Source organism: Serratia sp. KH_031, assembly GCF_057839655.1.
The window spans coordinates 1,641,775-1,665,147 of record NZ_CM174496.1 but is presented as its reverse complement, the minus strand read 5'-3'; the positions used below and the strand labels follow the sequence as shown (position 1 = coordinate 1,665,147).

The window sequence follows — 23,373 nt, the reverse complement described above, 5'->3', positions numbered from 1 at the left end:
ACGCTATCCTTGATTCAAACCAAATGCGCGCAGGATGGTGCTAAGTTTGGTGCCCGTTTCGTGCCATTCAGATTCTGGTGAAGAATCCTGCACTATGCCCGCACCGGCAAACAAACGAACCCTATTCCCCTCCACCGTGCCGCAGCGGATGGTGACCACCCACTCCCCGTTACCTTCGGCGTCGCACCAACCGACAATGCCACCAAACAAACCGCGATCGAACGGTTCAAGCTGTTTGATCAGTTCGCGAGCGACCGTGGTTGGGTTGCCGCACAGCGCGGGTGTCGGATGTAACAAACAGGCCAACGAGAGCGCAGTCTCCGCACGCGAAGCCACCTCACCCTCGATCGGCGTCGCCAAGTGCCATAGCGTAGTGGTGCTCAATAACTCAGGAACGGTGGGAATATTCAAATAGCGGCAACGATCCGTCAGCACATCACGCATTCCATCGGTGACAATCTGATGTTCATGACGATCTTTACCCGAACGCATTAGCTGTTCGGCAACCTCGTGATCGCGTTGTGGATCGGCATCGCGCCTTGCAGAACCGGCCAGCGGGATAGAATAGAATTGGGCGCCGGATTTACGCAGCAACAGTTCCGGGCTCGCACCTATCAAAGCTCCTCGCCCCAATGGCACATGGAAATGAAATACATGTGAATTCTGAGCAATAATACGTGCCATTAAGGCTTGCGTATCAACCGGTTGATGGGTTTCGATCTCCAACAAGCGCGAAAGCACCACTTTATCCAATGGCCCATTCGCCATGGTTTTCACCGCGTCACTCACCATCTGCATAAACTCCCCCTGTTCCGGCAGTTCTTGTTGATGGCTGATTTCTGGCGGAGAACCTTGTTCCTGTTGCTCATCAATACCACGTTCAAACCAATGCGTTTGCTGCGGAATAAACAAAGCTGAGGGCTGACGGGTATCAAATGGAATAGCGCCGCACAACACAGGATTCTTTACACCGGCCAGTTTGGCTTCGGCAAAAGCATGTTGAACCGCTTGTTGAAACTCACCATGAACATCATCGCCGCCAAAGGCGGGTAAGGTGATTTTGGCGAAACAACCTTGAGTGCTTAGGCTGCGAAAAGGCGAGGTGAAAAAGAACCCCGAACCGGGAGAATGTCCTTCCCCCTTATCTTGCGATTGTGTCTGTACGGCATCATTCATCGCGACATCCATAGGACTCCCTTTTCATTTGCCAATCTTTTATTTGATAACAACAACCGATATAATAATGATTATCATTTGTATTGATGCGCGGTAAATTACCCGCCGTGATTTGTTATGTCAATAAATGTAATCAGTTATTAACCCTATCTTTGCAGTATCATAAGTAGGGTCTCAAACCAATTAATGATAATAATTACCATTTTAATACGGAGAACTCTTTAATGAAGACCCCTTTGCTCTTCGCTCTGGCACTGTGCGGAATGTTATCTGTCGGTCTTGTTCATGCCACCGAGGCAACATGGCCACGTACCATTAAAACCACTCACGGCACATTGACGCTCCCCCAACAACCTACGCGGATCGTTTCCACCAGCGTCACAGTAACCGGGACGTTATTGGCGATCGACGCCCCGGTGATCGCCAGCGGAGCCACTACGCCAAATAGCAAGCTGGCTGATAAACAGGGGTTCTTCCGTCAATGGGGAGAGCTAGCGGTACAGCGCAATGTGAAGCCGTTATATATTGGTGAACCAAATGCCGAAGCCATTGCCGGTGAAGCGCCTGACCTGATTGTGATTGCCGCTACCGGTGGGGATTCAGCCATTAAGCTATACGACCAACTGAGCACCATTGCCCCCGTCTTGGTGGTGAACTATGACGATAAAAGTTGGCAGGAACTGGCGCAGGAGTTGGGAGCCGCTACCGGGCACGAGGCGCAGGCCAGCAAGCTCGTGGCTGATTTTGCCGCTCGGGAACAGACGCTGAAGCAACAAATTAAATTGCCGCCACAACCCATCTCCCCACTGGTATTCCGCGCGGATGGCAAATCCGCCAACTTATGGAGCGCCGAATCTTCACAGGGCCAAATGCTGCAACAGCTTGGCTTTACGCTTGCTCCTTTACCCGCAAGATTGGGCAACAGCCAAAGTATGGGCGTTCGCAAAGATATCATTCAGTTAAGCGGGGAGAATCTGGCGGCAGGTTTAGGTGGGCAAACGCTGTTACTGTTCGCCAATGACGAAAGCGATAAGCAACGTTTGATGAAAAATCCGCTGTTGGCACATTTACCTGCGGTGCAAAATCAGCAAGTTTATCCATTAGGTAATGATACTTTCCGTCTGGATTATTACAGCGCCAGCAACTTGCTGACGCTGTTGGAACAACAGTTTACTGCTCAGTAGCCGGTTTGGCGGGCTGGGATGATTGCTCCGGCTCGCTCAAACTGACCTTTCGCAATCCCGTCATCAGGCAAGCCAGCAACACGCCCAGCATTGCTGCACCGAATCCAAAACTGGTCGAAGACATCGCCGGTAGCATAAACGCCCCCATCGCCCCCAATAGCAACGCGCCGATAGCATCGCCGACCACGTTCTGCGCCGTCCATAATCCATTGATACGTCCGAGGAAAGCATCCGGTGTCAGGTTCTGAATCAGACCATATTGCAGCAAAGAGTTCACCGCACTCAGGTAGCCAAACAACACTAAACACAGCAGTGCCACGCTAAACCACGGCATCAATCCGAACAGACCGATCGCGACAAATGCAGCAATCGCGGTCAATAACATCACCCAACCGGGACGCGCTACGTGCGCCACTCGGCCACTGGTAAACGCCCCTAATGCCGCACCTAGCGGTACTGCCGAATACATAAAGCCCAGTTGAGCAGCACTAACCTGCCAGGCACTGGACATCGCCGGATATAACACCCGCACCGCACTCGCCATCGTCAGTAAAGCCCCGATCAACGCCACCATGCCGATCACCTTGTTTTGGAACAAGAAAGTGAATCCACCGATAAGCGCTTTCAAAGGATGCTCACGCGGCTGCGGCGGTGGCATCAGTTGAGGTAAACGTAATAGAGGGATCAGCGTCAGTAATGTCCCCAATGCTGCCAGCCCGTAGTTCCACGCCACGCCCGCATTAGCGATCACCACCCCACCTACCGCTGGCGACAAAATAGAACCGAAGCGTACCGTCAACATACTGATCGCCCCCGCTTGGACAATGTTCTCGCGCCCAACCAACGCCGGGGTTGCCGCCAACAACGCCGTCACACCGACTGCGCCGAAGAAACCATCCCACACAGCTAACAGATAGACCACGGTCAACGAAGGTGCAGGTAGCAGTGCATTCAAACACATGCCGACAAAACCGATGCCACAAGTAGAACGCGCAAACAAAATCAAACGCCGACGCTCATATCGATCGGCCAATACACCGCCCATCAACAAACCGGCAAACATCCCACTACCGGCTAACGTCACCGATAGGCCAACCAACAACGTCGAACCGGTTAAGGCCTGAATTTGCACTGGCACGGCAATGGCCATCAACCCCAATGCCAAAATAGAAATAAAACGTGCGCAGAATACCGCCCGGAACGCGCTATTGGTCTTGAGCAGACCAAAGTCCAGTAAAATCGAGGGCTTACTCATTACTTCATCACCACAATAGGAAAAAGGATTAACTACAATCGCGAAGGGACTCATGCTAACATAGAAAACACAATCAATAATGATAATGACTATCGTTTATATTCAATAATATATTAATAGGCTGATATGTTCCGGCTGACACGCAATGGCTCAATCACATTACCTTCGCAACAAAAACGCATGAATGCCGGCACCTCCCGCCGTCTGTTCGGGTTGTTTATCGCTTTATTGTTATTACTTTTGGTGATGGCATTCAGTCTGTCATTTGGTGCTCAATCCATCCCATTCGATACCGTAATCCAAGCGCTTAACAGCCAATGTCAAACTGCCGATTGCGTGATCGTCACCAACGCCCGCCTCCCCCGCACGCTGGTCGGTGTTCTCGCAGGAATCGCGTTGGGGCTCGCTGGCGTATTGATGCAAACCCTCACCCGTAACCCACTGGCCGATCCCGGTATTCTCGGCGTCAATGCCGGCGCGGGTTTTGCGGTGGTATTAGGAATTACCTTCTTTGGCGCTGCCGATATCAGCCATTACTTATGGTTTGCCTTCTCCGGTGCTTTGGTTGCCGCCTTATTGGTCGCCATGATCGGCGCGCTGGGTGGTAGCAGCCTGAATCCCATTCGTCTGACATTAGCCGGCGTGGCGCTAGCGGCGGTGCTCGAAGGTATGACGACCGGCATCGCCCTGCTCAATCCGTTGGTGTTTGATCAACTGCGCTTTTGGCAGGCAGGCACTTTGGATATCCAAAATATGGCCGTTGTGCGCACTGTCGCTCTGCCGATTTTATTAGGCACGCTGATCACACTATGGATGAGCAAAGCGCTGAATAGCCTGAGTATGGGCTCCGAGCTGGCAACCGCATTGGGAACTGGCATCGTGCGTACCCAATTACTCGGATTATTGGCGATCACATTACTGTGTGGTGGTGCCACCGCCGCCGTCGGCCCCATTGCTTTTGTCGGTTTGATGATGCCGCATATCGCTCGCCGTTTCGCCGGATCTGAACTGCACTGGATGTTGCCGTGGACTCTGGTGCTGACTCCCATTCTATTGCTAACGGCCGATCTGGTCGGTCGTTTTCTGGTTCCGGGAGAGTTACGCGTTTCTATCGTTACCGCGCTGATCGGCGCGCCGGTATTGATTACATTGGTTCGCCAACGCCATATGTCACGGCGGGGAAGATAATGTCGATGCTCGCCGTTCGTCTGATGACGGCTAAACGTCCACTCGCCCTCTCTCGTCCGGCGTGGACTGCACTCGCCTTGCTGGTTGCCTGTCTGTCGCTGGCGATTTATGCACTAGGTTCCGGCACTTTGTCGCTCAGCGCGATGCAGGTGATCGATGCCCTGTGCGGTGAAGGCCCTGCCAATTGGGTCGTTATCGTCAGCCAGTGGCGCTTACCACGCGTCACCATGGCGCTAGTGCTAGGTGCGGCGCTCGCAATCAGCGGGGCGATTTTCCAATCATTATTGCACAACCCACTCGGCAGCCCAGACGTGATCGGCTTCAATACCGGCGCATATAGCGGCGTTTTGGTGGCGATCGTGCTGTTTAACAGCAGCATTCTCGGTATAACTTCTGGCGCGCTAGCCGGTGGCCTGTTGACCGCTGCGCTGATTTATCTTTTGGCTTGGCGTAACGGCGTCGAAGCATTCCGCTTGATTATTGTTGGCATCGCGGTGCGCGCCCTGCTGGTCGGAGCCAATACTTGGTTGATCATCACCGCATCGCTGGAGTCCGCCATGACCGCCGGGTTATGGAGCGCGGGTTCGCTTAATGGCATCAGTTGGGCGAAAAGCTTGCCAGCGCTAACGGTGATTATCCTTTGTTGTTTGCTACTAACACTATTCACACGGCGGATGCGTTTGTTAGAAATGGGCGATGACACCGCCTGTGCCTTAGGCGTTACTGTTGAACGCTCACGAGTCTTACTGTTGCTGATCTCTGTGGTGTTAACCGCTGCCGCCACCGCAGTCGCAGGCCCAATTTCCTTTATCGCACTGGTTGCCCCGCAGATTGCACGCCGCTTGTGCGCCAATAAAAACGTCCTACTGCTAACCGCGCTGACTGGCGCTTTACTATTGCTGGCCGCTGACGTCGCTGCCCAGCGCCTGTTTATGCCTTACCAACTGCCGGTAGGAGTATTGACCGTCAGTCTGGGCGGGATTTATCTGATTTGGCTGTTAATCCGCGAGTCACGAAGAAAATGAGTGCTGAAACCCTGCAATCTCCCCCGCTACGGGCTGAAAAACTGACCTTAGGTTACGACAAGAAAATCGTTGCCCGTGAGCTTTCGGTAGAGATTCCGTCTGGCGAACTGACGGTCATTATCGGCCCTAACGCCTGTGGTAAATCCACCTTATTACGCACCCTCAGCCGCTTGCTGCAACCCCAGAGCGGTGCCGTCTGGCTGAACGGTAAACAAATTAACGAATACGCCACCAAAGACGTCGCTCGCCAATTGGGGTTATTACCACAAAGCTCCATCGCCCCCGGCGATATCACGGTGTTTGATCTGGTTGCTCGTGGTCGCTACCCACATCAAAGCCTATTCAGCCGTTGGAGCGAAAAGGATCAACACGCAGTTGAGAAAGCCATGCGCGCCACTGGCGTGGTCGAGCTGGCGGAACAAGCCGTGGATACGCTGTCCGGTGGGCAGCGTCAACGCGTGTGGATTGCGATGGTGTTGGCGCAACAAACTCCGCTATTACTGTTAGATGAGCCGACTACTTGGCTGGATATCACTCATCAGATCGATTTGCTGGAATTGCTGCGCCACTTGAACCGTGAGCATGGTCATACCTTAGTGGTGGTATTGCACGAACTGAATCACGCCTGCCGCTACGCAACCCATCTGATCGCCATGCGCGATGGCAAAGTGGTCGCCGAAGGAGCGCCAAAAGAGATAGTTACGCCAGAGTTGATCGAAGAAGTGTATGGCTTGAAGTGTATGATTATTGACGATCCGGTATCGCACACCCCGCTGGTTGTGCCGTTGGGCCGATAAACACAATTTTCAGACAACAAAAAACCCGCTTTATGCGGGTTTTTTGTAATACTTTCATTCGTCCTCGGGGGGAGGCTTTCACCAACAAGACCCAAGGCACACACTGGATACTATAAATTGTGGAGGCAAGGATGTCAACTTACAGTAAAAACATCATAGACGCGATACGGGCAGCACTGTCACCGGCAAGGATGGCGACATTTGAAACCGCAGTAACAATGACAAGTGATAATGATCCCGCAGCTCTTGAACTATATACCTGGAACGCAACCATCTCTGGCGCGTTACTTCCACCATTGCATATCTGTGAAGTCGTCGTCAGGAATGCAGTTTCTGACGCTTTGGAAGCCATTTATGGCTACCGATGGCCATGGTCAATAGCATTCGAACGCAGCTTACCAGATCCTTCTAAAGGTTACAGTCCGCGCAAAGACCTCATCAATTCCCGGCGAAATGCCTCTGGAACAGAAAAAGTTATTCCCGAATTGAATTTCGTTTTTTGGCAGATGATGTTTACAGGGCGTCATGATCACCGCATTTGGGATAGGCATCTTCATCGCATTTTGCCTAACCTCAACACAGGGTTAGAGACAAAAGATAACCGTACTATGCTTAACCAATCGTTAGAACGAGTGAGAAAACTCAGAAACAGAATTGCCCATCACGAACCTATTTTTTCACGCAATCTAGGTAATGATTATGAGCAAATACTGATGTTGATTAATTATCGTTGCACGAGCACAGCCAACTGGTTACACCAAAACCAGTCCGTCAATTCTGTTCTAGCAGATAAACCGTGACGAGTAGATATCAGGGGGAACGGTCTCCCCCCTGCATAATCCTAATTAAAGCGCCCGTAAAATCCGATTCAGTAGTGGCCCCAGAACCTTAAATGACGCAGGGGAAACAATATCCACATGCGCGCAATCCAGTTCGTGCACCTGCAGTACATCTACGTAGTTCGCCCAGGTTTTCTGCACGTCCATTCCTTCCTGTAACGTCCTACGAGCCACAAACAGCGTTGCCTGTCCGTTGAAACGAGCGGTGTGGGTTTTGGTAAGTAAACGGACTGAGTCAGCATAGTTGCCTTCGATATTATCGAACATCGCCGGATCGAGCGTGTTCTCCGAGACCGCCAGGAACTGTTCGCGCTCACGTTGCACTTCTTGCAGCACATTATCGTCCAGCATGACGTCCCAATTTTGAGTTTCTGGCGGATAGGTATCCAGCAAACCGAGGAACGCGACTTCTTCACCACGCGCCTGTAAACGAGCAGCGATACCTTGCGCCAAAGTGCCACCGAGCGAGTAACCAATAAAGTGATAAGGGCCGTGTGGTTGTACTTGCAACACCTTTTCCAGATGAGCATCGCAAACCTGATCCATATCATCGCTCAATGCCAATGGCCCATTAGGACGCGGTGACTGAATACCCAACAACGACCAATGCTGATCGATATAACGGGACAACACGCTGAACTGCCAAGAGAAACCGGAGGCTGGATGCAAGCAGAACAACGTTGGGCCGTCTGTCGTTCGCAAAGGTAAAGCTCGCAAAGGTAAAGTTCGCAGCGGTAAAATACTGTCGAAACCGCTCTGGTCGGCCTCTTCCTGCGTGCGCTCCTCCGCTAACAATTGCGCCAATTGTTCCACTCGGGAAGCGACCATGATCTGCCCGACCGACACGGGCTTGTCGAGATCGCGTCGTAACTCTGCCGCCAAGCGCATAGCCAACAGCGAATGCCCGCCAAGCGCAAAGAAATCATCATCGGCAAACACCTGCTCGCGCTGTAACAAACGAGCGAATACCACCGCGATAGCCGCTTCCAGTCCCGTATTTGGCTCACGCCCAACCTGATTGGAAGCCGTGACAGGCTGCTGTAACGCTTTACGATCCAGCTTGCCGTTAGCACTCAATGGCAACACCTCCATTTCCACCAGCGCGACAGGCACCATATGGGGAGGTAAACGATCGGCCAATGCTGTCCGCAGTCCATTTAGATCTAAACTCACGCCGACCTGAGCGACCAGATATCCCACCAACTGACGCGCATCACCGCCAGCGTCTACCGGCGTCCCGGTCAACACTAATGCATGTGTCACTGCTTGTTGAACACCTGGTAATGACAACAATGCATGATCGATCTCACTCAGTTCGATCCGCTGACCACGAATTTTTAGCTGATCGTCGCTGCGTCCTAAATATTCAACTGCTCCATCCGGCAACCAACGTGCCACGTCGCCAGTGCGATACATTCGCCCACCGTTGCCATAAGGATCGGCAACGAAGCGGCTAGCTGTCAGTTCTGGCCGCCCCAAATAGCCATGCGCCAGTTGCACACCGGTCAAATACAGATCTCCTGCCACGCCCGGTGGTACCGGATGCAAGCTAGCATCGAGAATACGTAACCCGGTATTCCACACCGGTAAACCGATCGGCACATTGGCACCGCTAACGGCCGCCAATGCTTCACCAAATGCCGGATGCCAAGTGACATCTACCGCCGCCTCGGTCGGGCCATATAAGTTATGCAGCGGTACCGCCGTACGGCTTTGCCACTGACGACACAACTCCGCCGGTAACGCCTCACCGCTACAGAACACCTGCCGCAACGAAGCGCAGTGTGCCACCGCTTGTCTGCTATCCAACGCACTGACAAACGCCGCCAGCATCGAAGGCACAAAGTGCATGGTCGTTACGCGATGCTGTGCAATCAATTGCTGTAACTGTTGAGGATCACGATGTGCTTCCGGTGGAGCCATCACCAATTGCGCGCCAACCATCAACGGCCAGAAGAACTCCCAAACTGACACATCAAAACTACATGGCGTTTTCTGCAATACCACATCGTCAGCGCCTAACGGATACTGATGCTGCATCCATAACAATCGATTGACGATCGCCTGATGCCCTACCAATACGCCCTTTGGCCGCCCGGTAGAACCGGAGGTGAAAATGATATAGGCCGGATGATGTGGCGTTGGCGCGACAATCACCGTCGCAGATGCTCGAGTGTCTAACGGCGCGTCATACAGGAGAATTTCGCTTTGTCCATCAAAGCGTTGTTGCTGAGATGGCTCGGTAATAATCAACCGTGGAGCCGCATCTTCCAGCATCATTCGCAGGCGTTCATCCGGGTAACCAGTGTCCAATGGCAAATAAGCCGCACCCGCCTCAACAATTGCCATCAACGCCAGCGACAGGAACACCGAACGTGGCAACGCCACGGCGACGATATCTCCCGGCTGTACGCCCTGTTCAACCAAACGGCTCGCCAACGCCATCACCTGCTCGCGGGTTTCACGATAGGTAAATTGGTAATGTTGATCCGCTAAGGCTGGCGCGTTTGGCGTTTTCTGTGCCTGCTCGGCCAACAATGCACAGAGCGTGTTTTCCGGTACTGGCCAATCGGTGTTGTTAATCTGAGTAAGCAGTTGATGGTCTTGTTCGGTCAGCAAATCAGCCTCACCAATCGCTAATTGAGGTTGTGCTGCGAACTGACGCAATAACAGCGGTAAACGCTGCAAATGCGCGGCTAACTCCTGATATTGATAACGTTCAGCATTCGCCAACAAATCGACCTTTAACGTGCCGTCCTGATCGATATACAGCGCGATTTCCAGATCGCGAACGGGTCCGGAAGCCAATTCATGGGTAATACCTTCAACACCATCAAAATCCAGTTGGAAATCAAACATCTTGAAGTTAAACACGGTACCATACAGCGGCTGAGCATCACCAATACGGCCTAAATCACGCTGAATTTGCTCCGCTTCGTAACGCTGATGGCGACGCACCGTTTTCAGTTCACGGCTGATTTTCACTGCCGCATCGCAAAGCGTTGCTTGTGGGTCGAGATGCATTTCTACCGGTAAGACGTTGATCACCGGGCCAGTAGCGCACAGTGCCTCCGAGCCGCTGCGGCGCATAAAAATAAAACCAGCGCTAAAGCTAGCTTGACCGCTCAAACGTGCAACCCACAGTGCAACTAGCGCGATCGCCATATCCGCAGCGCTGAGTTGTTGCTGTTTACCAACTTCAACTAACGGATCAAAACTGGCGCGATCGCACCGTTGTGATAAACGAAACACATGGGTCGAAGGCGATTGCCCGGCCAGTGGTTGCGGACACAAAGTGGCAGCTGGCGGTAATTGTTTGGCTTTCTCTAACCAGAAAGCCGCGTCGCGTTGGCAGGTCGCCGACTGCTGATAAAGTTGATACTCCGCTACCACCTCACTGAACGGTGTAAACGGCGTGGGCTCCGGCAGTTCATGTTGACGCAGGCGAGTATAGATATTGGCAATACGGCGGGCGATAGCGGTAAAACTAAAGCCATCCACCAGCAAATGATGATAACGCTGATACCAGAACCAGCGATTTTCCGTCAAGCGCATCAAGATATGACGATAGAGCGGCTTGCCACTGCTGACGCGCAGATCGCCAGACATATCCAGTTGCATCAAAGCTTTGGCGGCAATTTCAGCATCGGCTGAATCGCGCAAATCCACCCATTCAACCGGCAAAATTGCCATATTACGTTCTGGTATTTGTACCGCGACGCCATCACGTTCTTCAAAATGCAGTTGTAGCGTATCGACCTCTGCCAAACCCTGAGTAATGGCTTGCAGCAAAGCGTCTTTATCCAATTGGCCATTCAACTCGATGTAATGAGAAACCGCATAAGCATTAGCGTAAGGGGAAATATGGTCTGCGACCCAAATACCAGGTTGTGCTGCGACCAGCGGTAACGCCAGCCCGGCCTGAATTTCAGTGGCTAAAAGAGAAGATTCTGACACCTCGTTACTCCTGCGTCTGACGTTGTGATGCAGGGCGCATATCCTGCCAATGAGTTTCTAACCAATCGTTACAAGCCGTTCGTTCCGCGGGACCGAATACCGCCAACCAACCGGTCGGAATCGCGCTAAATTGCGGCCACAGGCTGTATTGTAGTTGATCGTTTTGCAGGATCAGGCAAATCTGATTGGCATCATCAAACGGATTCAGGGTTTCCACAAAGGGCTCCTTGTGCGTGAAAAGTGGGGGAAATCAGTGACGCCCAGTGCGCTTGTAAGCCGTCGATCAAACCACCGCGCCAACACAAAGCATCATGACCGCCCTCGACCACTCGGTAATCCACCTCGTGCCCAGCGGTGTGCAATAACTCCGCCATTTGATCGCTGACGCGATGAACCAACTTTTCGTGGTTACCGGCTTCCATAAAAATTTTCAGTTTTCTTTGGCTATTACCTTGATGACCAAAGCGCTGTTGCTCGACCTGTTTAATCAGCCAGCAAGCATCTTCAGGCCAGACTGTGTGTTGTAGCAGATCGCGGCGCGGCCACCAGAAAGATCCCGATTGGCTGATTACCGCACCAAAGCGTTGCGGCCAGTTCAACCCAGCGAACAACGCAGAAAGACCGCCAAAGCTTTGTCCGGCGACCACGGTGTTTTTCGCATTGCTGCTGTACAGTGCCCAAGCCGCCAACTGGGGTAACAGTTCCTCCTGTACCGCCAGCCAGAAATCGTCGTTACAAGGCAGTTCCTGCGCTCGGTGTTTTTGGTCGATGATATCGATCAGCAGATAGGTCGCTTCAGGTAATTTACCTTCACGCGTCAGTTGCATTAGCGGCTCCCACACCGGCATCTGCTGCGCCCAAAATTGGCCATCTAATAAGACCGCCAACGGACGTTCTGCCGGATCGGTATCGCCAGTGGTATATACCCAAACATGACGGCTGTTACCCAAACGCGAGCTGTGCCAGAGATGTCGCTGTAACTTGGCCGGGGGGGCTGGTGTGCAACGCCCGCTGGCAACAGCATAGCGATCAAAATCCTGCCAAGCCGTTTGCTGCGGTGCCTGTGGCATATGTAAGCCTGAGAGGAAATTACCCCCGCTATCCGGCCACGAACGATAAGGATTGAGCAGATCATGAGTCGCGCTGGCAAAAATCTGGTGCCACCAATGGCGCACCGCGTGCATATGGCTATGCGCATCACTACTATCTGAAGTCGTTAAAGGACGATCGTCCAAACAAGGGATGAAGCAGTAACTACCGCGCCAATCGGCTTTCAATTCCGTCTGCCAATACCACACATCCGTGCCTTTCAGTCGTTGCAGACTTTGTGGCGGATTGGGCTGATGGTGGTCGGTCAAACAGTTAATGTGAACCCAAACTCGTTGATAGGCAGAGGTCAATTCGCACCCTTGCGGATCGCGCCAGAAAAATGTGACTTTCCAATTTTCCCCATCCACCGGTTCTACCAACGGCGTACCTCGTTGGGCAATCTTCAGCCACCAGCCAGAACTTCCAACATGTTGACTTACCAATAATCGATCACTTTCGGACTGCTGTTCAGTGTTCAAAACGCCAATTCCTCTGTCGCCCTAACTTTTACCCATAAATGCTAAATCGAATACTATTGATAATTATTTTCATTTGCAATACCGTGTAAAGGCTCGTAAATAGAGCCGGTATTCTTCAACAGGGACGGATGCTGACATTTAGGGTGCTGCCAGCCTTATTCGACCGCACCACAACTTTCCATACAAAAAACTACAACCGCCCTTCCCCTTCAGTGGGAGCGGCAGCAAGGTAGGATATTTCAAATGAATCGGAAGTTATCTCGTTATTCTTTAGCCACAGCTATCGGGTTAGGATTAGGCGCGTCTGCATTTTCTCCCGTCATCTACGCACAGCCCACTGAAACAGAAAACAAAACCACCGAGGAAGACACCATTCTGGTGACGGCAGCCAAGCAAAACCTGCAAGCCCCCGGTGTTTCCACCATTACCGCCGATGAAATCAAAAAGCGCCCTCCGGCACGCGATATCAATGAACTGATTCGCACCATGCCCGGCGTGAACCTGACCGGTAACTCCACCAGCGGACAGCGTGGTAACAACCGTCAGATTGATATTCGCGGCATGGGGCCAGAGAACACGTTGATCTTAATCGATGGAAAACCCGCCTCCAGCCGTAATTCTGTGCGTCAAGGCTGGCGTGGTGAACGTGATACCCGTGGCGATACCGCTTGGGTACCACCGGATATGATTGAACGTATCGAAGTCATTCGTGGGCCAGCAGCGGCGCGCTACGGTAACGGCGCGGCGGGCGGCGTGGTGAATATCATCACCAAGAAAGCGACTCAAGAATTGCACGGTACATTGAACGCTTACTTCAACGTGCCACAGCATAAAGAAGAAGGCTCCACCAAACGTACCGATTTCAGCCTGACCGGACCACTAAGCGATACTCTGAGTTTCCGCCTGTTTGGCGGCTACAGCAAAACACAGGCCGATTCCCAATACCTCAATGACGGCCATCAGTCCGAGCGTACCGGCAGCTATGCCGATACCATTCCCGCAGGTCGTGAAGGGGTGATCGACAAAGATATCAATGCCATGCTGCATTGGGACTTTGCACACCTGCAATCGTTGGAATTCGAATACTCCTACGGCCGTCAGGGCAACCTGTACGCGGGTGATACGCAAAACACCAACACCAACCCGTTAGTGAAAAGCATGTACGGCGAAGAGACTAACCGTATCTACCGTGAAACCTACGGCATGACCCACCGCGGAGCTTGGGACAACGGCATCAGCACCACCAACTACCTGCAATATGAACGCACCCGCAACACCCGTCTAAACGAAGGGTTAGCCGGTGGCACCGAAGGGATTTTCTCGGATAACGGCTACAACACGATTCGTCTGGATGATTTCTTGGCGCACAGCGAAGTTAGCATTCCATTCGATGTTGTGGTTCCGCAAACCGCCACGCTGGGTACCGAATGGAACCAGCAAAAAATGAAAGATCCGTCGTCCAATACTCAGGCCATGTCTGGAGGCAGCATTCCAGGCATCGACAGCACCAATCGCAGTCCTTATTCCTCAGCCAATATTTTCTCGCTATTTGCTGAAGACAACATGGAGCTGACCGACACCACTATCCTAACGCCTGGGTTGCGTTACGATCTGCACTCCAAAGCTGGCAATAACTGGAGCCCGTCACTGAACCTGTCGCAGGAGCTAGGTGAATACTTCACGCTGAAAATGGGTATCGCGCGAGCCTACAAAGCACCGAACCTGTTCCAGAGCAACGAAAACTACATTCTGTATAGCCGTGGACAAGGCTGTGCCGCCAGCAGCGGAGGTTGCTATCTGATCGGTAACGACTCCCTGAAAGCCGAAAATAGCATCAACAAAGAGATCGGTCTGGAATTCCACAACGAAGGATGGTTGGCCGGGATCACCTACTTCCGTAACGATTACAAAAACAAGATTGAGGCGGGTTATGCCCCAGTTGGCACCACTTCCACCGGAAAGACCGATATCTACCGTTGGGAAAACGTGCCAAAAGCCGTCGTTCAAGGTTTGGAAGGAACATTGAATATTCCAGTTAGCGAAACCATCGCGCTGAATAACAATGCGACCTATATGATTGAGAATGAAAACAAAACCACCGGTGATTATTTGTCGGTGATCCCTGAGTTCACTATCAACTCAACGTTGAGCTGGCAGGCAACGCAGGAGCTCTCAACTCAGGCCACCATGACGTGGTATGGCCGTCAGAAACCGAAGAAATACAACTACAAGGGTGAACCCACCACCGGTAGTGAGAAAAATGAGGTCAGCCCTTATTCCATCTTTGGTCTGAGCGGAACTTATGAATTCTCGAAATATATCAGCCTCACAGCAGGTATCGATAACCTGTTCGACAAACGCCAGTTCCGCGCTGGTAACGCGCAGACCACCGGCAATGCCGTAACCAACTCGTATATGTATGGCGCAGGAGCTTATACCTACAACGAACCGGGTCGGACTTATTATATGAGTGTAAATACTCAGTTCTGATAACATTTGGGGAGCGGAGTCGCTCCCCATGTCCAATGCGGTGGCTCATCCCTACACCATTGGAGTTAATATGTATCCACAACAAATCATCGACTGGTTAAAACAAGATGCCCAACGTATGGCTGCGCTACATGCGGCACGACGTCTTGGTTTAAATGACTGGTGCCTCGCAGCCGGGTTTGTCCGTAATTTGGTTTGGGATCATCGGCACCACTTCCCCGCGACACCGCTCAACGATATCGATCTCATCCACTTTGATCCCCTGAATACCGCGGCTGAATACGATCGCCAGTTAGAAGCCCAGTTGCGTCAGTGGCTACCTCAACCTTGGTCGGTAAAAAATCAGGCTCGGATGCATTTACGTAACCAAAGCCAGCCTTACCAAGATAGCGAAGATGCGATGAGCTTTTGGCCGGAAATCGAAACCGCCATCGGCGCATGCTTGGATGATGATGACAGCATTACGCTGATTGCCCCTTTTAGTTGCGATTCCTTATTTAATGACACCATCACGTTCAATAATAAAAATGGCAAGTTATCTACTTTTGAACAAAGAGTTAGGGACAAAAATTGGTTACAGCACTGGCCTAATTTGCGAATAGCGGCGGGTTAAAGTTTATCAGGCAATGGCCGATAATCTGGGAATAGCGACCGAATAGGAAAGCACCATGTCCACAGCAATAACCATGATCGTGCCCGTCAAAAACACCCTCCCGACCACCAGTATCCGCAGTAGTGTCAGCGATGGCGGCGATACCATCAAGATGGCCGCGCCAGTGAAACCGGAAACCAGTGAAAGTAAAACCACCGAAAATAGCTCTGGCGGTAAAGCGGAAAAGGTAAAGGCACCTGCCGGCGCATCTCCCCAGTTAAAAACGCTTTATCAACAGCTCAACGATTTATTCCAGAAAATAGATGACCTGAAGAGCTCCGACGCCAGCCCGGAAGAGATCCAAAAGCAGGTGCAGATCCTCACGAACCAGGTTCAGGCATTACAAGCAGCGATTGCGCGGATGCAACAAGAAGAAATGGAGAAAAATAAATCCGAACAAATGGTTAATCTCGTCGCCAATAGCGGTGATGGCATCAACCGCCCGACGGAAGATAATACGGTAGATGTGTATATTTAAAACCTCTATATGCAGGATAGAGTCATCGTGATTTAAATGAATTTATTCATATTATAACCAGTGAGCTCGTAACCATTTTTCTCATAGATCTTTTTAGCCTGTGTGTTTTCAGCCGCTACCCGTAACTTGATCTGCCGGATGCCTTCTGCGACAAGAAGGATTTCCAGACTTTTCATAGTGCGACTCCCCAACCCCTTGTTCCGAAAGGCTGGCAGGAGGTAAAAATCATAAATAAACGCAGATTTGTTACCAACATCTGCCCGATACCAAAGATAACCAATATGGTGTTCTATACCATTTTCTTTATTCACGATGCATTTTAAGGAATGTCCCTCAGTCTTCTCTCCCTCAGGCAAGTTAATGGCAATTTCACTCTTTGCCTGGGCTAATGCCCCCTCGTGAGGTAAACGATAATTGGTAGCAATTTCGACTGCATAATCCTTAACGAAATAATCTATAAATCCCAAAAAGTCGGTTTCAGACATGGGGTATAGTAAAATCATTGTTCTTCCTTAGTGGTCAATTAACCCGGAATGCGAAATCAAGCAGCTTCAATGATCACGGGTATGCACTCATTAAACAATCAAAAAACCTGCCGTTTATCACACCTTTGTCGCAATAACATCGCCTGCTGCTGCACGATTTGCCAAATCGCGTCTGCCGCTGGCGGCAGCGATCGTGGGTATTATTTGTTGCCGTTAATAATCTTTCATCAGGTGCAGTTGATTACCAGCTCCGTGTTAGCAAAGAGATATCAGAAAAAACAGCAGGCAAAAGCCGCATATGAAGCAAACAAAATGGGCTCAGCATCGCCGAGCCCGTTGTCTTAATTTTAGTACCCAGTTTTAACTACGTTTCAAGGGCTTGACCAATCCGTCAAGCCCATCAATTTTCAACGCCAACGTCATTTCCATCAGTTCGCCGAGTTTGCCCTTAGGAAATTCGCCCTTACGGGCAAACCACAGCAAATATTCCTCAGGCAAGTCGATCAACACCCGCCCCTGATACTTGCCGAATGGCATCACGGTATTGGCGATTTCAATCAGATTTTCTTTTTCCATCAGTTACCTAACAGGCGGATCATTTCCGCTTCGTCAATCACTTCAATACCCAATTCCTGCGCCTTCACCAATTTCGAGCCCGCCGCTTCACCGGCGATCACTAAATCGGTTTTCTTCGAGACGCTACCACTGACTTTCGCGCCCAGCGCCGTCAACCGATCCTTCGCTTCATCGCGAGAAAGTTGACTCAGGGAACCGGTCAATACCACGGTTTTACCGGCGAATGGGCTGTCGATCTCTTCCGCCACGACTACAATCGGCGCTGGCCAATGAATCCCGACCTCTGGGCTGACTAATTCGTCAATGACTTGCTGGTTGTGCTCTTCTTCTAAGAAATGCAGCACATGTTTTGCCACCACTTCACCGACGTCTGGCACCAGTTTCAACGCTTCAATATCCGCTTCTTTCAGCTTTTCCAACGAACCGAAGTGCGCGGCTAGGTTAGCCGCCGTGGCTTCCCCTACTTCGCGAATCCCCAATGCATACAGGAAACGGGCAAAGGTCGTTTGTTTCGCTGCGGCCAGCGCATTGACCAAATTCTGTGCCGATTTCGGCCCCATACGATCCAAACCGGTCAGGATACCGGCGGACAAACGGAACAGGTCCGCCGGGTTTTTCACATATTCTTTATCAACCAACTGCTCGATGATCTTGTCCCCCATACCGTCGACATCCAGCGCGCGACGGGAAACAAAATGCTTCAACGCCTCTTTACGCTGTGCGCCACAGAACAAGCCACCGGTACAACGACGTGCAACCGAATCACCATCAGGTTCAACGGCAGAACCGCATACCGGACAGTGGTCTGGGAAAACAATTTCTCGTGCGTCTGCCGGACGACTATCTTCAATCACGCCAACCACTTGTGGAATGACATCACCAGCGCGACGCACTATCACCGTATCGCCGATACGCAAACCAAGGCGCTCAATCTCATCAGCATTATGCAACGTGGCATTGCTGACGGTCACACCGGCCACCAGCACTGGCTCCAGTCGTGCCACCGGGGTAATGGCACCAGTGCGCCCCACCTGGAACTCCACGTCACGCACCACGGTGATCTGCTCCTGTGCGGGGAATTTAAATGCGGTTGCCCAACGTGGTGCTCGTGCCACAAAACCCAGTTGTTCTTGCAGAAAGATATCGTCAATCTTCACCACCACACCATCAATATCAAAACCAAGATGTGGGCGGTCCTGTTCAACCTGGCGGTAAAACGCCAACACGCCATCGCTGCCCGTGCAGAGTTTAACTCGCTCACTCACCGGCAAACCCCAAGCTTTAAATTGCAGTAAACGTTGTAAGTGACTACGAGGCAATTCGCCACCTTCCAACAAACCCACGCCGTAGCAGAAAAAGGTTAACGGACGTGCCGCAGCAATTCGCGAGTCTAACTGACGAATAGAACCCGCCGCCGCGTTACGCGGGTTGGCAAACACTTTGCCATCCTTACGGCGAGCTTCTTCGTTCATCGCCTCAAAACCGGCCTGCGGCATAAAGACTTCACCCCGCACCTCCACACGACGCGGGATATTATCGCCGCTTAAACGCAGTGGAATAGCGCGAATAGTACGCACGTTAGAGGTAATGTTTTCACCGGTAGTGCCATCGCCACGCGTTGCCGCACGAACCAGTTCGCCATTTTCATACAGCAAGCTGACCGCTAAACCATCGAGCTTCAACTCACAACAAAAAGTCAGTGCTTCAGCACTTTTCAGGCGATCTTGCACTCGTTTGTAGAACGCCAGAAAACTTTCTTCATCGAATGCGTTATCCAGCGACAGCATCGGCACTTCGTGACGAACTTGATCGAAAGCCGCCAGCGGCGTGGCACCAACGCGTTGAGTCGGTGAATCAGCGGTGATCAACTCTGGATTAGCAGCTTCAAGTTCACGCAGTTCACCCATCAGGCGATCGTATTCCGCATCAGGAATTTCCGGTGCGTCCAGTACATGGTACTGGTATTCATGATGGCGCAGTGAGGTTCGTAGTTGATTGATTTTTTGGGTTATCGAGGCCATGGCTCACCATCAAAGATAGATAACAAAACCCCCGACAGGCGGGGGCTTTGGGATTACGGATTGTTCAGTGCGCGTAGCAACCGTTAAGCATTGTTTTTAACAGGTGGACTGTTTTCCAACACTTCCCGGATACGCCCTTTGTAGGCTTCCAGCTTTTGCGGGGTCATCATGCGGCGTTCGTCGTCCAACACCACACCACCCACATCATCAGCAATGCGCTGTGCCGATTGCAGCATCAGTTTGAAGTTCTGATTAGCGTCGCCATAAGACGGCACCATCATAAACATAGAAACACCCGGCGTAGAGAAATCAGACATCATCTCAGGATCAAACGATCCTGGTTTAACCATATTCGCCAAGCTAAACAGCACTGGGCCGCTACCTGCTGGGCTGATATGGCGATGGAAGATACCCATTTCACCAAACTGGAAACCTGCTTGCAGCACGCTTTGCAGTAAGACTTCACCACCAATGGTGCCACCTTGATGCGCAGCAACATGCAGAACCAATACGGTTTCTTTCAGTTTTGCCGGTTGAGTTGGCGGTACTGAAGCAGACTGAGGCTCCGGTTCTACCTTCTTAACTTCTGACTGAGCGGGCTCGGCATGGAACATAGGTTCCAGTGCAGGTGGCAAGTCATCAACGCGCGGCTCACGACGTGGCGCAAGTTGCTGCGGCTCGTCGCCTTCGCTTGGCGTTCTGTCTTCATCCTGCGCTTTGTCTCTATCCTGCGTATAATTATCCAACAAGATGTCATCATAGTCCGGCCTTTGAGACAAAGGTGGCGGTTGATGAGCAGCCGGTTGAACGACCCTAGGTGCCGGTTCAGCCACAGGGGCTGCTTTCGGCGCGACCGAGGGTTCTTCGCGGGCGGCATCAAAATGGCCAAATGACGGCTCGTCTTGTGGATGAGCCGTGCGCACACGCACTTCCCCCACGCCTTCTTCGAGATCGTCGATCGGGGTTGGTTCACGTTCCTGTTTCGAACGTTTGGCTGGGCGATCGCGAAAAAGTGATGAGCGTTCCTTGCGACTAGTCCAAAGACCATGCAATAACAACGCTATTATGGCGATCGCGCCAACAACGATTAATATCAGACGCAAATCCTGCATCATTGCTATCTCTGTTGTTCCAATACATTGCCACCGCGGCAAACATTCACTCTTAACTCTATTTGCCCAAGCACACAAGTGCAAGTCTGTGCTGAACTTTATGCCAATAAAGATGATTATTCTGCATTTTTTTGCTGATTTTTCGGTCAATCTCCCGCTAGCCAGTGGAAAATCATCCCGATATGATAGGGATGCCTGTTCAGACAAAGAGATAACTTAAGATATGTCCTATTCGCAGTCTCCTACCAAATCTGCCAGCGGTGTGCATTATTTCGCCGAAGGATGGCGCTTGATTTCCCGCCCGGGAATTAAACGCTATGTCGTGCTGCCGCTGTTGGTTAACGTGGTGTTAATGGGTTCGGGTTTCTGGTGGCTGTTTAGCCACTTGGGGGAATGGATCCAAAGTATGATGGATCACGTACCTAACTGGTTGCAGTGGTTGAGCTATTTATTGTGGCCACTGACGGTCATTTCCGTGCTGTTAGTTGCCGGTTATCTGTTTAGTACCATCACTAACATTATCGCCGCCCCGTTTTGTGGCTTATTGGCCGAACAGTTGGAAAACAACCTGACCGGTAAACCGCTCCCCGATTCTGGTGTACTTGGCATGATGAAAGACGTGCCACGCATCATGGCGCGCGAATGGCGTAAACTGGCCTATTACCTACCGCGCGCATTACTGTTATTGGTGTTGTATTTTATTCCAGGCATTGGTCAAACGGTCGCACCGGTACTATGGTTCCTGTTTAGCGCTTGGATGTTAGCTATCCAATATTGCGATTATCCGTTTGATAACCATAAGGTCAGTTTTGCCGATATGCGCAGTGCGCTACGTCAGCACAAAGCCTCTAACATGCAATTTGGTGCACTGGTCAGTCTGTTTACCATGATCCCCATTCTTAACTTGGTGATTTTGCCAGTAGCAGTTTGCGGCGCTACAGCGATGTGGGTAGACCGTTATCGTCCACAATTTGTGCGCCATTAATACATTTTTTAGAGGGTGCATACATGCACCCTACGCATTACCGAGCCATTTATCATTCCGGGCAGAGCCGCTGTCAATACGATCTAGCATGGCTCTTCAACCCCAGCAAATCTGGCAGGTTCAAAAAATCGCTCTTTGTTTAACCAAAATTTAACTGTCGACGACAATACTGACTTGCCACCCAATAAAGTCATTTACCGGAGGTTACTCGATGATTAGAAAAACCATGATTATCACGTTAGTTGTTCTCGCCACGCTAGGCGTTATCGCATTAATTGCTTTTTGCACATTTTTCGTTTCAATACGTTGATTCATCAGTGGGTAGGTAGGTCGTTAATGAGTGATAACCGAGACAAAGATTTGGTTGTTATTGCCGTGTAAATAAAGGTCAAGAATTCAACAGTTTTGCTGAATAGTTTTGCAAAAGAAATCTGTGATTAATATAACCAATTGAAATTAGATAAAAAACAGTCTCACTTCCAAATCTCAACTTATTTCCTAATCACATATCTATATACCAATTCCTTACTTCCCTGCTAGGGTGGTTCGCGTATGCTTCCAACGTTCCCTACATTATTCATAGAGTTAAAGGACGGACCATGAGCAAAATTTATGAAGACAACTCATTAACAATCGGCCATACGCCGCTGGTTCGTCTGAACCGTATCGGCAATGGAAAGATCCTCGCCAAGGTTGAATCTCGCAATCCAAGCTTCAGCGTTAAATGCCGCATAGGTGCCAGTATGATTTGGGACGCAGAAAAACGTGGCGTTCTCAAACAAGGCATCGAATTGGTTGAACCGACTAGCGGTAATACCGGTATCGCACTGGCCTTTGTCGCCGCTTCTCGCGGTTACAAACTCACGCTGACCATGCCAGAAACCATGAGTATCGAACGCCGTAAACTACTCAAAGCGTTGGGTGCCAATCTGGTTCTGACCGAAGGCGCCAAAGGCATGAAAGGTGCGATTGCTAAAGCCGAAGAAATTGTCGCCAGCAATCCTAATAAATACCTTTTACTGCAGCAGTTTAGTAACCCAGCTAACCCAGCCATTCACGAAAAAACCACCGGCCCTGAGATTTGGGAAGATACCGATGGTGCAGTCGACGTGTTTATCGCTGGTGTGGGGACTGGTGGTACGCTGACAGGTGTCAGCCGCTACATCAAAAATACTAAAGGTAAAAAGATCACCGCCGTCGCCGTAGAGCCTACGGATTCACCGGTAATCACTCAGGCGCTGGCTGGCCAAGAGATCAAACCGGGTCCACACAAAATCCAAGGCATCGGCGCGGGCTTCATTCCGGGCAATCTAGATCTGGAGCTAATCGACCGAGTAGAGCAAATAACTAACGATGAAGCCATCAGTATGGCGCGTCGTTTGATGGAAGAAGAAGGCATTCTAGCAGGGATTTCCTCCGGTGCCGCCGTTGCCGCCGCCGTCAAAATTTCAGAACAGCCTGACTTTACGGACAAGACGATTGTGGTTATTCTGCCGTCCTCCGGTGAGCGTTATCTCAGCACTGCGCTGTTTGCAGACCTGTTCACAGAACAAGAATTGCAGCAGTAATTTCTCAGTGCACGAAA

Annotated in this window: 19 protein-coding genes and 1 pseudogene; 11 read left to right on the top strand and 9 right to left on the bottom strand. The window is 51.1% G+C overall.

Going from position 1 to position 23,373, the window contains the following annotated elements; translation table 11 throughout:
* Positions 1-3 precede the first annotated feature (3 nt).
* A complete protein-coding gene (locus AC3ISQ_RS07350; protein ID WP_489351917.1) occupies positions 4-1,188 on the bottom strand; it encodes an isochorismate synthase in 1,185 nt (394 codons plus the stop codon).
* 212 nt (positions 1,189-1,400) lie between these two features.
* Between AC3ISQ_RS07350 and fepB the strand changes: the two genes are divergently transcribed.
* Positions 1,401-2,360 carry a Fe2+-enterobactin ABC transporter substrate-binding protein gene (gene fepB, locus AC3ISQ_RS07345; protein ID WP_489351915.1) on the top strand — a complete coding sequence of 320 codons (960 nt, stop codon included), beginning with the start codon at positions 1,401-1,403 and terminating at the stop codon, positions 2,358-2,360.
* On the opposite strand, the gene entS is transcribed toward fepB, so the two are convergent.
* Entirely contained in the window at positions 2,347-3,615 is a 1,269-nt protein-coding gene (gene entS, locus AC3ISQ_RS07340; protein ID WP_489351913.1) for an enterobactin transporter EntS, read from the bottom strand. The two genes, fepB and entS, sit on opposite strands and share 14 nt — an antisense overlap.
* Positions 3,616-3,741: 126 nt before the next feature.
* On the opposite strand from entS, the gene fepD reads away from it, so the two are divergent.
* The 4 genes from fepD to AC3ISQ_RS07320 all read left to right on the top strand — a co-directional run bounded on the left by fepD (position 3,742) and on the right by AC3ISQ_RS07320 (position 7,425).
* On the top strand, positions 3,742-4,803 hold the full coding sequence (gene fepD, locus AC3ISQ_RS07335; RefSeq protein WP_489351911.1) for a Fe(3+)-siderophore ABC transporter permease: 1,062 nt from the start codon (positions 3,742-3,744) through the stop codon (positions 4,801-4,803).
* Positions 4,803-5,828: an iron-enterobactin ABC transporter permease gene (gene fepG, locus AC3ISQ_RS07330; RefSeq protein WP_489351909.1), complete on the top strand. Its 1,026-nt coding sequence runs from the start codon at positions 4,803-4,805 to the stop codon at positions 5,826-5,828. The genes fepD and fepG overlap by 1 nt, the downstream gene beginning before the upstream one ends.
* Complete coding sequence (locus tag AC3ISQ_RS07325; protein WP_489351907.1) at positions 5,825-6,625, top strand: ATP-binding cassette domain-containing protein; 801 nt, start codon at positions 5,825-5,827, stop codon at positions 6,623-6,625. The genes fepG and AC3ISQ_RS07325 overlap by 4 nt, the downstream gene beginning before the upstream one ends.
* A 131-nt stretch (positions 6,626-6,756) precedes the next feature.
* Positions 6,757-7,425: a hypothetical protein gene (locus tag AC3ISQ_RS07320; protein WP_489351905.1), complete on the top strand. Its 669-nt coding sequence runs from the start codon at positions 6,757-6,759 to the stop codon at positions 7,423-7,425.
* 45 nt (positions 7,426-7,470) lie between these two features.
* On the opposite strand, the gene AC3ISQ_RS07315 is transcribed toward AC3ISQ_RS07320, so the two are convergent.
* From AC3ISQ_RS07315 to fes, 3 genes are read right to left on the bottom strand one after another with little or no spacing between them, the layout of a single operon-like run.
* Positions 7,471-11,421 carry an enterobactin synthase subunit F gene (locus AC3ISQ_RS07315; protein WP_489351903.1) on the bottom strand — a complete coding sequence of 1,317 codons (3,951 nt, stop codon included), beginning with the start codon at positions 11,419-11,421 and terminating at the stop codon, positions 7,471-7,473.
* Positions 11,422-11,425: 4 nt separating this feature from the next.
* The gene (locus tag AC3ISQ_RS07310; protein ID WP_489351901.1) at positions 11,426-11,638 is read right to left on the bottom strand and encodes an MbtH family protein; all 213 of its coding nucleotides are present in this window, start codon (positions 11,636-11,638) and stop codon (positions 11,426-11,428) included.
* Complete coding sequence (fes, locus tag AC3ISQ_RS07305; protein WP_489351899.1) at positions 11,616-12,989, bottom strand: enterochelin esterase; 1,374 nt, start codon at positions 12,987-12,989, stop codon at positions 11,616-11,618. The genes AC3ISQ_RS07310 and fes overlap by 23 nt, the downstream gene beginning before the upstream one ends.
* A gap of 243 nt (positions 12,990-13,232) precedes the next feature.
* On the opposite strand from fes, the gene AC3ISQ_RS07300 reads away from it, so the two are divergent.
* The 3 genes from AC3ISQ_RS07300 (at position 13,233) to AC3ISQ_RS07290 (ending at position 16,609) form a co-directional block, all read left to right on the top strand.
* Complete coding sequence (locus tag AC3ISQ_RS07300; protein ID WP_489351897.1) at positions 13,233-15,479, top strand: TonB-dependent siderophore receptor; 2,247 nt, start codon at positions 13,233-13,235, stop codon at positions 15,477-15,479.
* A 70-nt stretch (positions 15,480-15,549) separates the two neighbouring features.
* Entirely contained in the window at positions 15,550-16,092 is a 543-nt protein-coding gene (locus tag AC3ISQ_RS07295) for a nucleotidyltransferase family protein (protein ID WP_489351895.1), read from the top strand.
* 55 nt (positions 16,093-16,147) lie between these two features.
* Positions 16,148-16,609, top strand: a complete 462-nt coding sequence (locus AC3ISQ_RS07290) for a FlxA-like family protein (RefSeq protein WP_489351893.1) — start codon at positions 16,148-16,150, stop codon at positions 16,607-16,609.
* Between the two features lie 32 nt (positions 16,610-16,641).
* Here the strand turns inward: AC3ISQ_RS07290 and AC3ISQ_RS07285 are convergent, their stop codons facing one another.
* Positions 16,642-17,112 (bottom strand): GNAT family N-acetyltransferase, encoded by a 471-nt coding sequence (locus AC3ISQ_RS07285; RefSeq protein ID WP_489351892.1) that lies wholly within the window; start codon positions 17,110-17,112, stop codon positions 16,642-16,644.
* Between the two features lie 177 nt (positions 17,113-17,289).
* Here AC3ISQ_RS07285 and AC3ISQ_RS07280 point away from each other — a divergent pair.
* Positions 17,290-17,439 (top strand): annotated as a pseudogene (locus AC3ISQ_RS07280) (bile acid:sodium symporter); the annotation flags it as partial.
* 15 nt (positions 17,440-17,454) lie between these two features.
* Here the strand turns inward: AC3ISQ_RS07280 and AC3ISQ_RS07275 are convergent.
* The 3 genes from AC3ISQ_RS07275 to zipA all read right to left on the bottom strand — a co-directional run bounded on the left by AC3ISQ_RS07275 (position 17,455) and on the right by zipA (position 20,806).
* Positions 17,455-17,670 carry a DUF3820 family protein gene (locus AC3ISQ_RS07275; protein WP_489351890.1) on the bottom strand — a complete coding sequence of 72 codons (216 nt, stop codon included), beginning with the start codon at positions 17,668-17,670 and terminating at the stop codon, positions 17,455-17,457.
* A complete protein-coding gene (ligA, locus tag AC3ISQ_RS07270; protein ID WP_489351888.1) occupies positions 17,670-19,691 on the bottom strand; it encodes an NAD-dependent DNA ligase LigA in 2,022 nt (673 codons plus the stop codon). Before ligA ends, AC3ISQ_RS07275 begins: the two co-directional genes overlap by 1 nt.
* Before the next feature lie 83 nt (positions 19,692-19,774).
* Positions 19,775-20,806 carry a cell division protein ZipA gene (zipA, locus tag AC3ISQ_RS07265; RefSeq protein ID WP_489351886.1) on the bottom strand — a complete coding sequence of 344 codons (1,032 nt, stop codon included), beginning with the start codon at positions 20,804-20,806 and terminating at the stop codon, positions 19,775-19,777.
* Between the two features lie 220 nt (positions 20,807-21,026).
* Between zipA and cysZ the strand changes: the two genes are divergently transcribed.
* Both cysZ and cysK read left to right on the top strand, forming a co-directional pair.
* Positions 21,027-21,788, top strand: a complete 762-nt coding sequence (cysZ, locus tag AC3ISQ_RS07260; RefSeq protein ID WP_489351885.1) for a sulfate transporter CysZ — start codon at positions 21,027-21,029, stop codon at positions 21,786-21,788.
* 599 nt (positions 21,789-22,387) lie between these two features.
* Positions 22,388-23,356, top strand: coding sequence for a cysteine synthase A (gene cysK / locus AC3ISQ_RS07255; protein WP_489351883.1), 969 nt, complete (start codon positions 22,388-22,390; stop codon positions 23,354-23,356).
* Positions 23,357-23,373: the final 17 nt, after the last annotated feature.

What these genes read in the sequence shown, in the direction of transcription:
- AC3ISQ_RS07350 (WP_489351917.1), bottom strand. Translation starts at nt 1,188, where the DNA reads ATGGATGTCGCGATGAATGATGCCGTACAGACACAATCGCAAGATAAG.
- fepB (WP_489351915.1), top strand. Translation starts at nt 1,401, where the DNA reads ATGAAGACCCCTTTGCTCTTCGCTCTGGCACTGTGCGGAATGTTATCT.
- entS (WP_489351913.1), bottom strand. Translation starts at nt 3,615, where the DNA reads ATGAGTAAGCCCTCGATTTTACTGGACTTTGGTCTGCTCAAGACCAAT.
- fepD (WP_489351911.1), top strand. Translation starts at nt 3,742, where the DNA reads ATGTTCCGGCTGACACGCAATGGCTCAATCACATTACCTTCGCAACAA.
- fepG (WP_489351909.1), top strand. Translation starts at nt 4,803, where the DNA reads ATGTCGATGCTCGCCGTTCGTCTGATGACGGCTAAACGTCCACTCGCC.
- AC3ISQ_RS07325 (WP_489351907.1), top strand. Translation starts at nt 5,825, where the DNA reads ATGAGTGCTGAAACCCTGCAATCTCCCCCGCTACGGGCTGAAAAACTG.
- AC3ISQ_RS07320 (WP_489351905.1), top strand. Translation starts at nt 6,757, where the DNA reads ATGTCAACTTACAGTAAAAACATCATAGACGCGATACGGGCAGCACTG.
- AC3ISQ_RS07300 (WP_489351897.1), top strand. Translation starts at nt 13,233, where the DNA reads ATGAATCGGAAGTTATCTCGTTATTCTTTAGCCACAGCTATCGGGTTA.
- AC3ISQ_RS07295 (WP_489351895.1), top strand. Translation starts at nt 15,550, where the DNA reads ATGTATCCACAACAAATCATCGACTGGTTAAAACAAGATGCCCAACGT.
- AC3ISQ_RS07290 (WP_489351893.1), top strand. Translation starts at nt 16,148, where the DNA reads ATGTCCACAGCAATAACCATGATCGTGCCCGTCAAAAACACCCTCCCG.
- AC3ISQ_RS07285 (WP_489351892.1), bottom strand. Translation starts at nt 17,112, where the DNA reads ATGATTTTACTATACCCCATGTCTGAAACCGACTTTTTGGGATTTATA.
- AC3ISQ_RS07275 (WP_489351890.1), bottom strand. Translation starts at nt 17,670, where the DNA reads ATGGAAAAAGAAAATCTGATTGAAATCGCCAATACCGTGATGCCATTC.
- ligA (WP_489351888.1), bottom strand. Translation starts at nt 19,691, where the DNA reads ATGGCCTCGATAACCCAAAAAATCAATCAACTACGAACCTCACTGCGC.
- zipA (WP_489351886.1), bottom strand. Translation starts at nt 20,806, where the DNA reads ATGATGCAGGATTTGCGTCTGATATTAATCGTTGTTGGCGCGATCGCC.
- cysZ (WP_489351885.1), top strand. Translation starts at nt 21,027, where the DNA reads ATGTCCTATTCGCAGTCTCCTACCAAATCTGCCAGCGGTGTGCATTAT.
- cysK (WP_489351883.1), top strand. Translation starts at nt 22,388, where the DNA reads ATGAGCAAAATTTATGAAGACAACTCATTAACAATCGGCCATACGCCG.